The following is a 14041-nucleotide window of genomic DNA, read 5'->3' on the forward strand; positions in this document are numbered from 1 at the left end:
GGCGCTGTCGGCGGGCAGTGACGTGTGCGATTCGGCATCGCCGCCCGCCTCCGCGGCCGGAACCCCGGCGACGGGCGATGAAGCGGCATCGCCGCCCACACCCTCCGCCGACCCCGCACCGGCAGCCGACGTGGCGGCATCGCCCTCGCGCTCTTCCGAGGCGGGAGGAGCCGCAGGGGCGTCTGGGGCGGCGAGGGAGCCCGGGAGGGTCATCCAGGCGGGGAGGGAGGTCTGGGGGTGGTCAGTCATGGGACGGTTTCTCCGCGGTCTCCTCGTAGTCGTCGCCCACCGCGACGTCGCCGTCGTCCGTGCCCGTCCAGGTGACGTGCAGGTCTCCCAGGGGTTCGAGCTGGTCGAAGGTGACCGCCGACTCTCGGAAGAGCTCCAGCACGGCCAGGAAGCGGGCGATCACCTCGAAGGTGCCCTCGCAGTCGGCGACCAGGGCCCGGAAGGTGGCCTTGCGCATGCGGCGCAGGCGCTGCACCAGGATAGCCGCTTGTTCGCGGACGCTGGCGAGTGGTTGGTAGATGTGCCCGACGCTGACCGTGGGCGGAAGCTTCGGGGTGAAGGCCCGGACGGCGATCTTCGCCAGCTGCTCCGGGCCGATGCCGAGGACGAGTTCGGGCAGCAGGTTGGCGAACTGCGGCTCCATGGGCACGACGCGGGGGAAGCGCAGGGCTTCCTCAGCCATCCGGCCGGAGAAGTACGTCGCCACCTCCTTGTACGCCTTGTACTGCAGGAGCCTGGCGAACAGCAGGTCTCTGGCTTCCAGGAGCGCGAGGTCCTCCTCGTCCTCCACCTCGCCCGAGGGCAGCAGGCGGGCGGCCTTCAGGTCGAGGAGGGTGGCCGCGACCAGGAGGAAGCGGCTGGTCTGGTCGAGGTCCCAGGTGGTGCCGCGCGAGGTGATGTAGGCGATGAACTCGTCGGTGACCTTGGAGAGCGAGACCTCGGTGATGTCCAGCTTGTGCTTGGCGATCAGCCCGAGGAGCAGGTCGAAGGGGCCCTCGAAGACGTCCAGGTGGACCTGGAAGCCGGCGGCGGGCTCGGTCTGCTGCTCGGTCACCTGGCCATTGTGGCAGGTGCGGGCCAGCGCGACAGCACTTCGCGCGCCAGCTCGCGGTACGCGCTCGCGCCCAGGGACGACGGGTCGAAGGTGGTGATCGGCTCTCCGGCGACCGTGGCGTCGGGGAAGCGGACCGTCCGGTTGATAACGGTGTGGAACACCTTGTCACCGAACGCCTCCACGACGCGGGCGAGGACCTCGCGGCCGTGCAGGGTGCGGGCGTCGTACATGGTGGCCAGCAGCCCCTCGATCTCGAGCTCGTCGTTGAGCCGCTCCTGCACCTTGGAGATGGTGTCCATGAGCAGCGCGACGCCGCGCAGCGCGAAGAACTCGCACTCCAGCGGCACCATGACGCCATGGGCGCAGGTCAGCGCGTTGATCGTGAGCAGGCCGAGCGACGGCTGGCAGTCGATGAGGCAGACGTCGTAGTGCGGCAGCAGCGGCTTGATGACCCGGCCGAGCACCTGCTCGCGGGCGACCTCGGTGACGAGCTGGACTTCGGCCGCCGACAGGTCGATGTTGCTCGGCAGCAGGTCGAGCCCCTCGACACCGGTTTCGAGCAGGACGTCCTCGGCGGTGATGCCGCGGTCCATCAGCAGGTTGTAGACGGTCAGGTCGAGCTGGAGCGGGTTGATGCCCAGGCCGACGGAGAGCGCGCCCTGCGGGTCGAAGTCGACCAGCAGCACCTTCAGGCCGTACTCGACGAGCGCGGCGCCCAGGTTGATGGTGGTGGTGGTCTTGCCGACCCCGCCCTTCTGGTTGACCATCGCGACCACCCGGGCCGGGCCGTGCGTCTCGCGCGGGACCGGCTCGGGGAACACCGGTCTCGGCCGGCGAGTCGGCCCCAGGTTCACGCCGCTGGAGGGCGCGTTGGTCTTGGTGTCACCCCAGGGGTTGTCGGGGGTCCCCGGGGTCGAACCGTTGGTCGTCACAGTCACCAGCTCGAACCTCCCTGACGATCCCGAACCGGACCGTCCGGACGGACACTATGGCGTCACCACTTAACGCGGCAAGGCGGCACGCCGACTACGGCGTCGCCGCAAAAACTATAGATCACTGACGGGCGCGGGGGTGCGCCGCGGCGTAGACCTCGCGGAGCTTGTCGACCGTGACCAGGGTGTAGACCTGAGTGGTCGTCACCGAGGCGTGGCCGAGAAGTTCCTGAACCACCCTAACGTCGGCACCTCCGTCGAGGAGGTGAGTTGCGAAGGAATGGCGCAGCACATGCGGAGATATCCCCGCAAGTCCGGCACGTTCGGCCGCGGCCTGAAGGACTTCCCAGGCGCCCTGGCGGGTGAGCCGCCCACCGCGGGCGTTGAGGAAGACCGCGGGGGTCCCCCTGCCGTGCGCCAGCAGGCCCGGCCTGGCCCTGACCAGGTAGGCGTCGAGCGCGGACCTGGCGTACCGGCCCAGGGGCACCACCCTGGTCCTGCCGCCCTTGCCGCGCAGCCGTACCTGGTCGTCCTCCAGATCGTCGACGGCCAGGCCGACGGCTTCGGAGATGCGCGCGCCCGTCCCGTACAGGACCTCCAGGAGGGCGCGGTTGCGCAGGGTGAGCGGCGCCCCGTCGGGGCCGGACGCGGCGATCAGCCGCTCGACCTCGTCCACGGTGATCGCCTTGGGCAGCCTGCGGAGCTGGCGCGGCGGGCGCACCTCGTGGGCGGGGTCGTGCGCGGCGACGCCTTCGCGCAGCGCGAAACGGTGCAGGCCGCGCACGGCCGACACCGCGCGCGCGGCGGAGCTGGCCACGAGCGCGGGGTGATCGCCGTCGCCCGCGCGCAGCGCGGCGAGGAAGTCGAGGACGTCGGCCTCGCCCACCTCGCCGAGCGAGCCCCTGCCGCGCGCCTGCAGATGTTCCACGTAGCGGCGCAGGTCACGCCGGTAGGACGCGAGCGTGTTGGCAGCCAGGCCCCTCTCCACCGCCAGATGGGCGAGATAGCTGGAGAGCACCGCCTCCACGACATGGTCCTTCCGTCACTCCTCCGGGGCGTCGGCAGGCCGCAACAGGGCGAATCCCTCGACCGAAGCCGCGTACGCGGCGAGAATACCGGCCACGGCCGGGGAATTGTGGATCATTCCCATGAGCGCCTTCTCCACCGCGTCGGGCAGCGGCACCCACTCCACCGGCATGTCGATCTCTTCATGCTGGTGGACGAAGCCGTTCTCCCCCTCGGGGATCTTCGTCAGGTCGCGGGCGAGGAACACCCTGATCCGCTCGTTGGACATGCCGGGCGAGGTGTACAGGTCCACCAGCGTGTGCCAGGTCTCGGCGCGGTAGCCCGCCTCCTCGGCCAGCTCCCGCGCGGCCCCCGCGACGAGCGACTCGCCCTGCACGTCGCGCAGCCCGGCGGGCAGCTCCCACAGCAGGTGGCGAGCCGGATGCCGGTACTGGCGGATCAGCAGGACGCGCTCGTCGGCGTCGAGCGCGACGACCGCGACCGACCCGGGATGCACCACGTAGTCGCGGTCGGCGACCTGCTCGCGGGGCATCCGCACGGTGTCGGTGCGCACCTCGATCACCCGCCCGCCGAAGTGCTCCTTGGACGCGACGACGTCCCACTCCTCGGGCGTGTCGCGGATCTTCACTTTGCCGCCTTGGACGCGGTGACGCGGCTGTCGGCGTAGACCAGGGCGGCGCCGATCAGACCCTTGAACATCGGGTTGGACCGCGTCGGGCGGGACCGGAACTCGGGGTGCGCCTGGGTGCCGATGAAGAACGGGTGGATGTCGGCGGGCAGCTCGGTGTACTCGACCAGGCGGCCGTCGGGCGAGAGCCCGGAGAAGACCAGACCGGCCTTCTCCAGCTGCTCGCGGTAGGCGTTGCTGACCTCGTAACGGTGGCGGTGCCGCTCGTCGGCCTTGGCCTTGCCGCCGTAGAGCTGACGCGCCAGCGTGCCCTCGGCGAGCTTGGCCGTGTAGAGGCCGAGCCGCATGGTGCCGCCCATGTCGCGCTCGCCGGCCACGACGTCCTCCTGGTCGGCCATGGTGGAGACGACCGGGTGCTTGGTGTCGGGGTCGAACTCGACGGAGTTGGCGTCCTCGATGCCGGCCAGGTTCCTGGCGGCCTCGATGACCATGCCCTGCATGCCGAGGCAGATGCCGAGCAGCGGAATCCTGTTCTCCCGGGCGTGCCTGATCGCGCCGATCTTGCCCTCGATGCCGCGCACACCGAACCCGCCGGGGATCAGCACCCCGTCGACGCCGTCGAGCTCGCGCTCGGCGCCCTCGGGGGTGTCGCAGTCGTCGCTCTTCACCCAGCGGATGTTGACGCGGGCGTCGTTGGCGAACCCGCCCGCGCGCAGCGCCTCCGTGACCGACAGGTACGCGTCGGGCAGGTCGATGTACTTGCCGACCAGGGCGACGGTGACCTCCTTGGCGGGGCGGTGCACCCGGCGCAGGAGCTGCTCCCACTCCTTCCAGTCGACGTCGCGGAACGGCAGGCCGAGCCGCCGCACCACGTACGCGTCGAGCCCTTCGGAGTGCAGCACCCTGGGGATGTCGTAGATCGAGTCGGCGTCGACGGCGGAGACGACGGCGTCCTCGTCCACGTCGCACATGAGGCTGATCTTGCGCTTGAGCGAGACCGTGATCGGGCGGTCGGAGCGGCAGACGATCGCGTCGGGCTGGATGCCGATGCTGCGCAGCGCGGCCACGCTGTGCTGGGTCGGCTTGGTCTTCAGTTCACCGGACGGGCCGATGTAGGGCAGCAGCGACACGTGCAGGAAGAAGACGTTGTCGCGGCCCACCTCGTGCCTGATCTGCCGCACTGCCTCCAGGAACGGCAGCGACTCGATGTCGCCGACGGTGCCGCCGACCTCGGTGATGACCACGTCCACGTCGGGGCCCGCCATGCCGCGGATGCGGTCCTTGATCTCGTTGGTGATGTGCGGGATGACCTGGACCGTGTCGCCGAGGTACTCGCCGCGTCGCTCCTTGGCGATGACGTTGGAGTAGACCTGCCCGGTGGTGACGTTGGCCGAGCCGTGCAGGTCGGTGTCGAGGAACCGCTCGTAGTGGCCGACGTCGAGGTCGGTCTCGGCGCCGTCGTCGGTGACGAAGACCTCGCCGTGCTGGAACGGGTTCATCGTGCCGGGGTCGACGTTGAGGTAGGGGTCGAGCTTCTGCATGGTGACCCTGAGACCGCGGGTCTTCAGCAGACGGCCCAGGCTGGACGCCGTGAGCCCCTTGCCGAGACTGGAGGCGACACCGCCGGTGACGAACAGATGCTTGGTTTGCGATGCGCTGCGCAAAGGGGCTCCCGTGGCTCGAGGTGTGGCGAACTGTCCACGGGCTCTCAGGATATCAAACAACGTCCCCGACATGCCCGAACGGCATGACCTAACGGTAACTTTGAGCGCTATGTCACTAGTACGGCGGGCATGGGGCACGCTGATTCACCGTGCCTACGCGGCGATCCGCCAGGCTGGGGCGATCACTCCGGCCACCCCCTCCGGCTACCGGTTCCGCCGCCTGGGCGAGGGCGTCAGCATCGCCTTCCCCCCTGGCGCGATCTTCGGTGAGCAGTGGATCGAGATCGGCGACCACACGCTGATCGGCGAGCGCGTGTCGATCTCGTGCGGCATGTGGCCGGGCCTTGACCTGGGCGCCGGCTCGATCCTGCGCATCGGCGCGAGCTGCTCGATCGGCCGGGGGACGCACGTCGTCGCCCACCAGTCGATCGACATCGGCGACCACGTCTTCACCGGCCCCTACGTCTACATCACCGACCAGAACCACGTCTACGACGACCCGGAGACGCCGATCGGCAGGCAGTGGCCGCGTAACAACCCGGTCTCGATCGGCGCGGGCTCCTGGCTGGGCGCGGGCGCGATCATCCTGCCCGGCACCAGGCTGGGCCGCCAGTGCGTGGTCGCGGCCGGAGCCGTGGTGCGCGGCGAGTTCCCCGACCACAGCGTGGTGGCGGGCGTGCCCGCCAAGCTGGTGCGCGAATACACGCCCGAACTGGGCTGGCACGCCCCGGGGAGCGTACTGGGCCTGGACAGGCAGGCGACCGCGTCCTGACCGGCGTCCCCTCGGGAATCACCTCGGGACAGCTGGACCGAACATCCTTCTGACGGTTAGCGTCGGTTCATGCGGACCGCTATCTGCGAGCGTCTTGGCATCGAGTTCCCGCTGTTCGCGTTCAGCCACTGCCGTGACGTGGTGGCCGCGGTCACCAACGCGGGCGGGTTCGGCGTCCTGGGCGCGATCGCGTTCACGCCGGAACAGCTCGACACCGAGCTCACCTGGATCGACGAGCGGGTGGGTGGCCATCCCTACGGGGTGGACGTGCTCGTCCCCGGCAGGATCGACGCCGCGGCGCTGGACCGCCACGCGCGGCTGGCCGACCTCGTCCCGGAACGGCACCGCGACTTCGTCACGCACCTGATGACGAAGTACGGCGTCAGCGGCACGATCCAGCCGCCGGCCGGCTCCGCCGACGAGTTCGGCAGGCGGGTGACGGCGGCGGGCGCGTCCGGGCTGATCGACGTGGCGCTCAAGCATCGCATCGGGCTGATCGCGAGCGCGCTCGGGCCTCCCCCGCCGGAGATGGTCACCAGGGCGCGGGCGGCGGGCGTGCCGGTGGCGGCGCTGGTCGGCACGGTGGAGCACGCGCGCAGGCAGGTCGCGGCGGGCGCGGACCTCGTCGTGGCGCAGGGCACCGAGGCGGGCGGGCACACCGGCGAGATCGCCACCATGGTGCTGGTCCCGCAGGTCGTGGACGCGGTCGCGCCCGTGCCCGTGCTGGCGGCGGGCGGCATCGCGTCCGGGCGGCAGATGGCGGCGGCCATGGCGCTCGGCGCGGAGGGCGTGTGGTGCGGCTCCGTCTGGCTGACGACCGAGGAGGCCGAGACCGCGCCCGCGGTGAAGCGCAAGCTGCTGGCCGCCTCCTCGCTCGACACGGTCAGGTCGCGGTCGCGCACCGGCAAGCCGGCCCGGCAGCTCGCGTCCGCGTGGACCGACGAATGGGACTCCGGCCCCGAGAGCCCCGGACCGCTCGGGATGCCGATGCAGCTCCTCGTCGCCGAGGCCGCGATGGCCCGCATCGGCGCGGCGGCCGAGCGGGGCGAGCCGGGGGCGCTGGAGCTGGCCAACTACTTCGTCGGCCAGGTCGTGGGGCAGCTGAACCAGGTCAAACCGGCCCGCGAGGTGGTCTACGAGATGGTGAGCGAGTTCGCGGAGGCGGTGGAGCGGCTGGCCAGGCTGTCGGGGTGACCGGTTACGATGCGCGTGTGGTCGGGACACCCGAGCTGGAGCGAGGCACCGGAGTTCCCGCGCACGTGCAGATCGAGCAGTGGCTGCTCGACTCCATCGGCAGCGGCGAGATGGCTCCGGGCGACCGGCTGCCCGGCGAGCGCGAGCTGGCCGCCAGGCTCGGAGTGAGCCGGATGACGCTCAGGCAGGCGCTGGCCACCCTGGAACGCGACGGCGTGCTGGTCAGGGTCCCTGGGCGGGCCGGGGGCGCGTTCGTGGCCGAGCCGCGCATCGACTGCGACCTCACCGGGCTGGCCGGGTTCACCGAGCAGATGCGCAGGGCGCACCTGAGGGCCGAGGCCAGGGTGCTGGTGGCGGCGACCGTCCCGGCACCGGAGGCCGTCGCCGCCGCACTGGAGGTGCAGCCGGGCGCGCCCGTGCACCAGGTCGCGAGGGTCCGCTCGGCCGGGCAGTCGCCGGTGGCGCTCGAACGGTCCTTCTTCCCCGCCCTGCCCGGCTTCCTGGACGAGGACCTCAGCGGCTCGCTGTACGCGCTGCTGGCCGGCCGGTACGACCTGGAACCGCGCACGGCCGTCGAGCACCTCGACCCGGTCATCGCCGGGCCTGCCGACGCCGCCGAGCTGGGCATCTCGCCGGGCACGCCGCTCATGCTGATCGAGCGCACCGCCTATGCCGCCGGGGGTGTCCCGGTGGAGTACGCCCGCGACCTGTTCAGGCCCGACCGGGTGCGGCTCTCGGTGCGCAGCGGGGTCAGCAGCGGGGTCAGCGGCGGGGTCAGCGCACCCGCTCCCCCGCCGGGTCGTACAGCGGGTCCCTGACGACCGTCCCGGCCACCCACGCCCCCTCGACCTCGATCTCGACCTTCGTGCCGGGCCCGACGGGCAGGTAGGCGTAGGCGATCGACGACTCGACCGTGTAGCCGTAGCCGCCCGAGGTGACCCTGGCGACGACCTCGCCGTCCACCCGCACCGGCTCGTTGCCCAGGGCGATCGCCCGGGGGTCGGCCAGGGTGACGCAGCGCAGCCTGCGCGGCGGGTTCCGGTCGAGGGCGTCCCTGCCGAGGAAGTCCTTGTCCGGCTTGACGCAGAAGCCCAGGCCCGCCTCGTACGGGGTGATCTCGGGGCCGATGTCGGCGCCCCAGACGCGGTAGCCCTTCTCCAGGCGCAGGCTGTCGATGGCGCGGTAGCCCGCCGCCGTGAGCCCGTGCGGCCCGCCCGCCTGCCACAGCGCCTGCCAGAGCGCCAGGCCGTACTCGCTGGAGCAGTACAGCTCCCAGCCCAGCTCGCCGACGAACGTCACCCGCAGCGCCAGGACCGGCACGTCCCCCACGGTCAGCTCGCGCGAGGTCATGAACGGGAAGGTGAGCGGGTCGGGGGTGAGGGTGGCGAGGATGTCGCGGGCGCGCGGGCCCCAGAGGGCGAAGCAGGCGTACTGGCCGGTCACGTCGGCGATGCGGACGTCGGCGTTCCTCAGCGCGGCCTGCTTGCGCAGCCAGCCGAGGTCGTGCGAGCCGAACGCGGTGCCCGTCACGATGAGGAACTCCTGGTCGGCGCGGCGGGTGACGGTGAAGTCGCACTCGATGCCGCCGCGCCGGTTGAGCGCCTGCGTGTAGGTGACCGCGCCCACGTCGCGGGCGACGCGGTTGTCGCAGACCCACTCCAGCAGGGAGGCGGCGTCGGGGCCGGTGACCTCGATCTTGGCGAAGGACGTCTCGTCGAACAGCCCGGCCGCTTCCCGGGTGGCGCGGTGCTCGACGCCGACGGCGGGCGACCAGAGCCGCCCTGCCCACCCTCGCGGCCGCGGATCCCGTTCTGAGGTGCTCGCCGCCTGGGCGTCCGGCTCGTTCGAGGCGTAGTAGTTGACCCGCTCCCATCCGGCCTTCTCGCCGAAGACCGCGCCCTGCGCGGCGTGCCAGCCGTACGCCGGAGAGACGCGCAGTGGGCGGCCCGCCGAGCGCTCGTGGCCGGGGTAGCGGATGTCGTAGTACGTCTCGTAGTTCTCGATCGCCCGCTTGAGCGTGTACGACGGCGAGCGATACTGGCGGCCGAAGCGGCGGATGTCCATGTGCCAGACGTCCATGCTGGGCTCGCCCTCGACGATCCACTCGGCCATCACCCGGCCGATGCCGCCCGCTCCGGCGATGCCGTGCGCGCAGAAGCCCGCCGCGACGAAGAACCCGCCGACCTCGGTCTCCCCCAGGCAGAACTCGTTGTCCGGGGTGAACGCCTCGGGCCCGTTGATCAGCTTGCGGATGCCGACGTCCGCCATGGCCGGAACCCGAATCCTGGAGTTGTCGGAAATTTCCTCAAATCGCGCCCAGTCCTCCGTCAGCAGCCGCCCGTTGAAGTCGGCGGGGACGGCGTCGTAGGCGGACTCGGAGGCCGTCCAGGGCGCGCAGTCGCGCTCGTACCCGCCCATGACCAGGCCCTGGACCTCCTGGCGGTAGTAGACGAGCAGGTCCGGGTCGCGCAGCGTCGGCAGCCCGGTGTGCTCGTGGAAGGCGTCCGTCACCACGTACTGGTGCGACATCGGGACGATCGGGATGCGCACCCCGGCCATCCGCCCGATCTCCGCGGCGAACATCCCGCCGCAGTTGACCACGATCTCGCAGTCGATGTCCCCCTGGTCGGTGCGGACCCTGGTGACCCGGTTGCCCGCCGTGTCGACGCCGAGCACGCGGGTGCGCGTCCTGATCCTGGCGCCGCCCTGACGGGCCAGCGCGGCCAGCGAGTAGCACAGCCGCGAGGGGTCCACCTGGCCGTCCGTGGGCAGGTAGGCGGCCCCGACGACGCCGGACGGGTCCATGAGCGGGAACAGTTCGACGGCCTCGGCGACGGAGATCTCCTCCAGCGGCAGGCCGAAGGTGCGGGCCCAGCCGATCTGGCGGCGGATCTCCGCCATCCGCTCGGGCGTGGAGGCCAGCTTGATGCCGCCGCACTCGCTCCATCCGGCGTCCAGGCGGCGGTAGAGCTCGACGGAGTACTGGTTCATCCGGGTCAGCGTGGGGTCGGCGCGGAGCTGTCCGACCAGCCCGGCAGAGTGGAAGGTGGAGCCGCTGGTCAGCTCGTCGCGCTCCAGCAGGACGACGTCGCGTTCGCCGAGTTCCGTCAGGTGGTAGGCCACGGAGGCGCCGCCCACGCCGCCGCCGATGATCACGATCCGGGCCGAGTCGCTCATGGACGCGAGGCTAACCCCCTGCTCCAAAAAGGTCTAGACCGTTTAGGAAAGGCAGGGCTAGCATCGACCATGGCCGTGAGCGAGGTCCTCGAACGCATTCCCGTGCTGTCCGGCGTCCCGCGTACCGTCGAGGAGCTGCCCGGCGGGCTGACCAACCGCAACTACAAGGTGACCACGCCCTCCGGCGCGTACGTGGTACGGGTGTCGGCCAGCGACGGCGCGCTGCTCGCCATCGACAGGGAGGCCGAGCACGCCAACTCGATCGCCGCCGCGCGCGCGGGCGTCGGCGCGCCGGTGCACGGCTACCTGCCGGGCGAGGGCGTGCTGGTGGTGGGCTTCCTGCCCGGACGGACGTTCACCGACGCCGACCTGCGCGACTCGGCGAACCTGCCCCGGGTCGCCGACGCGTGCCGGCGCCTGCACGCCGGGCCGCGCTTCGCGGGCGACTTCGACATGTTCGACATCCAGCGGAGGTACCTGGCGATCGTCCGGGAGCGCGGTTTCCGGCTGCCGCCGAGGTACCTCGACTTCATGCCGGACGTCCTGCGCATCCGGCGATGCCTCGCCACCCGGCGGGAACCCACCGTGCCGTGCCACAACGACCTGCTGCCCGGCAACATCATCGACGACGGCGAGCGGCTCTGGCTGATCGACTACGAGTACGCGGGCAACAACGACCCCTGCTTCGAGCTCGGCAACATCTGGAGCGAGGCGGACCTGTCGCTCGACCAGCTCGACCTGCTCGTCACGTCCTACTACGGCCGCCGCCTGCGCCACCGGATCGCGCGGGCGCGGCTGCTGGGGCTGATGTCCAAGTACGGCTGGACGTTGTGGGCCTCCATCCAGGACGGCGCGAACGAGACGATCGACTTCGACTTCTGGTCGTGGGGCATGGAGAAGTACGAGCGGGCCGTCGCCGAGTTCACCGGACCCGCCCTGCCTCGCCTCATGGAGCAGGCGGCCGGGGCAGACTAGGGCCATGTTCGCTGCGCTGACAGGGCTGGGCCTGTCCACGGCCGCCGGGTTGAACGCCTACATCCCGCTCCTCGTCGTGGGCGTGCTGGCGAACGTCACCGACGCGGTGAAGCTGCCCGACGGTTACGGGTGGCTGTCCAACTGGGGCGTGCTCGCGGTGATCGCGGTGCTGCTGGTGGCGGAGATCGTGCTCGACAAGGTGCCGGCCGTCGACAGCGTCAACGACGCCATCCAGACCGCCGTGCGGCCCGTGTCCGGTGGCGTGGTGTTCAGCGCCACGAACGCCGCCGCCGAGCTCGACCACTCGACCTGGATGACCGAGCATCCCTGGGTGGGCTGGCTGCTGGGCATCGCGGTGGCCCTCGCCGTGCACGTGCTGAAGGCGACGGCCCGCCCGGTGATCAACGCGGGGACCGCGGGCGTCGGAGCGCCGGTCGTCAGCACCGTGGAGGACGCCGGGTCGCTGGGGATGAGCCTGATCGCGGTGTTCGTCCCGATCCTGGTGGTCGTCGTCCTGGTGCTGCTGGCGCTGCTCGGGTGGTGGACGTTCAGGAAGGTCCGCCGCTTCCGCCTCCGCCGCAGCCGCCGCCCCGCGGGCTGACGTCTTCCGCGCCCGCCTCACCGGTCCGGCCGTGAGCGCCCCGCTCTCACCCACCGTCCGACGACGTTCACGAACTCCGCGGGACGCTCCTCGTGCAACCGGTGGCTGGACCCCTCCCAGCACACGACCCTCGACTCAGGATGCTTCACCAGCCCCGCCTCCCAGGCCGCCTGGGCGGGGTCGAACCAGAACGACAGCACCGGGCACCGCCTGCGGGCGAGGTAGTCGTCGCTGACCGGCCGCACCCCCACCGAGCCCGGCAGCGTGAACATGCCCTCGAACGCCTGGGCGAGCACGTGCGGCGGCATCCCGTACAGCCTGCGCTTGTGCCACCGCCTGACGACGGCGGGCGTGGCGGCGTTCGTGCACCACTCGTCGATCTGGACGGCGACCTCGTGCGCGTGCTCGCCGCGCAGCCCCGCGACCATCTCCGGAAACCCCTGCGCGACCTCGGGCGTCATCCCGTACGCCGGTTCGACCGCGACCACCCTGGCCACCCGCTCCGGATGCTCCACCGCCAGCACCGAGACGACCTGCCCGCCCATCGAGTGCCCGACCGCGACCACCTCGGGAACCCCTAGACGGGCGAGCAGGCCGTTCAGGTCCTCGGCCATCGCCCGTGGCGTGTTCCCGGACTCCGGCACCGACGAGTAGCCGTGGCCGCGCAGGTCAACCGCGATCACCCGGTGGGTCCGGGCCAGCGCGTCGATGTGCCACGACCACTGGTGCGAGTCGGCGCCCCAGCCGTGCACGAGGAGCAGCGGCGGCCCGTCGCCCCTTCCGTCGTCGGTGTAGAAGAGCGTGATGTCTCCGCCGACGTCCGCGTATGGCATGACAGCGCCTCCTTAGGTGGGCTCGACGCGAGTGACGTGCGGGCTTTTCGTGGCAGGCTCACCCATCCGTCCCAAAGGCACCCGCTCTCCGCACAGCCACATCACACACGCCCGAATCACGCCAGCCCGCACCACCGAAGCCCGCCTTGCGGAAACCCGCACCACGGAATCCCGCCTCGCGGAAGGGCGCCTCGCGGAACCCTGCCTCGCGGAAACCCGCCTCGCGTCGGGGCGCCCCGCGGAGGCCCGGCCCCCCGCGGAGGCCCGTCCCGCTGAAGGCTGTATGACGGGAGGGCGCATCATGTGGTCGCCGCAGTCTCGTCGGTCGTGGCCTCCGCGCTCGTCGGCGCGCGGAACTGGGTGATGCCCGCCGCCCAGCCGCCGTCCACCGCCAGCTCGGCGCCGGTGATGTACGAGGCCGCGTCCGAGAGGAGGAAGGCGGACGCCTGCGCGACCTCCTCCGGCTCGCCGCAGCGCCCGGCCGCGACGATGGGGAAGCGGCCCGCGCCCGAGACCGCGCCGTGCCCGGCCGTCATCGGGGTGACGATCATCCCTGGGTGGATGGAGTTGACCCGGATCCGATCGGGCCCAAGCTCGACGGCGGCGATCTTGGTAAGGCCGCGCACGCCCCATTTCGAAGCCCCGTACCCACTCGTGCCGGGCAAGGCGGTCAGGCCCGCCACCGACGAGATGTTCACGATCGACCCGCCGCCCGCGGCGCGCATGGGCGCCACCACCGACTGGACGCCCAGGAACACCCCGACCAGGTTCACCTTCAGCACCCGTTCGAACTCCTCCAGCGACTGCCGCTCGAGAGGCCCCTGGACGGCGATGCCCGCGTTGTTGACCAGCCCGTCGAGCCTGCCGTACGCCTCGGTCACGGTGGCGACGACCTCGCCCCAGTCGCCCGGCTTGGTGACGTCGTGCGGGACGAACTGGGCATCGAGCTCCTTGGCGGTGGCGGCGCCCTCCTCGATGAGGACGTCCGTCAGCACCACCCGCGCTCCCTCGGCGGCGCAGCGCCGGGCGGTGGCGGCTCCCATGCCCCTCGCGCCGCCCGTGATGATCACGACCTTGCCGTCCAGCATGCGCTCGCTCCCTCCGCGGCCTGTAGCAGCAGCGAACCACGGCGATCAGAGAACAATCAAGAGCTTGCTTGGTTGAAGGGCGACGAGC

The 14041-nt window shown here is 71.4% G+C and carries 13 protein-coding genes; 5 read left to right on the forward strand and 8 right to left on the reverse strand.

The genetic code is table 11. The features are described from left to right. Positions 1 to 241: 241 nt before the first annotated feature. From ABT294_RS27215 to pyrG, 5 genes are all read right to left on the reverse strand, one after another. Positions 242 to 1063 carry a segregation and condensation protein A gene (locus ABT294_RS27215; RefSeq protein WP_350809102.1) on the reverse strand — a complete coding sequence of 274 codons (822 nt, stop codon included), beginning with the start codon at positions 1061 to 1063 and terminating at the stop codon, positions 242 to 244. After that, complete coding sequence (locus tag ABT294_RS27220) at positions 1060 to 2001, reverse strand: ParA family protein (RefSeq protein ID WP_350809103.1); 942 nt, start codon at positions 1999 to 2001, stop codon at positions 1060 to 1062. Before ABT294_RS27220 ends, ABT294_RS27215 begins: the two co-directional genes overlap by 4 nt. Positions 2002 to 2116: 115 nt before the next feature. Then, positions 2117 to 3022: a site-specific tyrosine recombinase XerD gene (locus tag ABT294_RS27225; protein ID WP_350809104.1), complete on the reverse strand. Its 906-nt coding sequence runs from the start codon at positions 3020 to 3022 to the stop codon at positions 2117 to 2119. A gap of 15 nt (positions 3023 to 3037) precedes the next feature. After that, the gene (locus ABT294_RS27230; RefSeq protein ID WP_350809105.1) at positions 3038 to 3649 is read right to left on the reverse strand and encodes an NUDIX domain-containing protein; all 612 of its coding nucleotides are present in this window, start codon (positions 3647 to 3649) and stop codon (positions 3038 to 3040) included. Then, on the reverse strand, positions 3646 to 5313 hold the full coding sequence (pyrG, locus tag ABT294_RS27235) for a CTP synthase (RefSeq protein ID WP_350809106.1): 1668 nt from the start codon (positions 5311 to 5313) through the stop codon (positions 3646 to 3648). Before pyrG ends, ABT294_RS27230 begins: the two co-directional genes overlap by 4 nt. A gap of 109 nt (positions 5314 to 5422) precedes the next feature. Here pyrG and ABT294_RS27240 point away from each other — a divergent pair, with 109 nt between their 5' ends. From ABT294_RS27240 to ABT294_RS27250, 3 genes are all read left to right on the forward strand, one after another. Then, positions 5423 to 6085 carry an acyltransferase gene (locus tag ABT294_RS27240; RefSeq protein WP_350809107.1) on the forward strand — a complete coding sequence of 221 codons (663 nt, stop codon included), beginning with the start codon at positions 5423 to 5425 and terminating at the stop codon, positions 6083 to 6085. Between the two features lie 69 nt (positions 6086 to 6154). Next, entirely contained in the window at positions 6155 to 7279 is a 1125-nt protein-coding gene (locus tag ABT294_RS27245; RefSeq protein ID WP_350809108.1) for a nitronate monooxygenase, read from the forward strand. A 17-nt stretch (positions 7280 to 7296) separates the two neighbouring features. Next, positions 7297 to 8097, forward strand: a complete 801-nt coding sequence (locus ABT294_RS27250) for a GntR family transcriptional regulator (protein WP_350809109.1) — start codon at positions 7297 to 7299, stop codon at positions 8095 to 8097. Here the strand turns inward: ABT294_RS27250 and ABT294_RS27255 are convergent. Further along, a complete protein-coding gene (locus ABT294_RS27255) occupies positions 8054 to 10456 on the reverse strand; it encodes a GcvT family protein (protein WP_350809110.1) in 2403 nt (800 codons plus the stop codon). The two genes, ABT294_RS27250 and ABT294_RS27255, sit on opposite strands and share 44 nt — an antisense overlap. A 69-nt stretch (positions 10457 to 10525) precedes the next feature. On the opposite strand from ABT294_RS27255, the gene ABT294_RS27260 reads away from it, so the two are divergent. Both ABT294_RS27260 and ABT294_RS27265 read left to right on the forward strand, forming a co-directional pair. Further along, positions 10526 to 11431: a phosphotransferase gene (locus ABT294_RS27260; protein ID WP_350809111.1), complete on the forward strand. Its 906-nt coding sequence runs from the start codon at positions 10526 to 10528 to the stop codon at positions 11429 to 11431. Positions 11432 to 11435: 4 nt separating this feature from the next. Continuing rightward, positions 11436 to 12032: a DUF4126 domain-containing protein gene (locus ABT294_RS27265; protein ID WP_350809112.1), complete on the forward strand. Its 597-nt coding sequence runs from the start codon at positions 11436 to 11438 to the stop codon at positions 12030 to 12032. Positions 12033 to 12049: 17 nt separating this feature from the next. Here ABT294_RS27265 and ABT294_RS27270 read toward each other — a convergent pair whose 3' ends face one another. Together ABT294_RS27270 and ABT294_RS27275 are read right to left on the reverse strand one after the other, a co-directional pair. Continuing rightward, positions 12050 to 12865: an alpha/beta fold hydrolase gene (locus ABT294_RS27270; protein WP_350809113.1), complete on the reverse strand. Its 816-nt coding sequence runs from the start codon at positions 12863 to 12865 to the stop codon at positions 12050 to 12052. A gap of 299 nt (positions 12866 to 13164) precedes the next feature. Next, positions 13165 to 13953, reverse strand: a complete 789-nt coding sequence (locus tag ABT294_RS27275; protein WP_350809114.1) for a glucose 1-dehydrogenase — start codon at positions 13951 to 13953, stop codon at positions 13165 to 13167. Between the last annotated feature and the right edge of the window lie 88 nt (positions 13954 to 14041).

Source organism: Nonomuraea sp. NPDC000554 (assembly GCF_040300065.1).
GTDB lineage: Bacteria > Actinomycetota > Actinomycetes > Streptosporangiales > Streptosporangiaceae > Nonomuraea.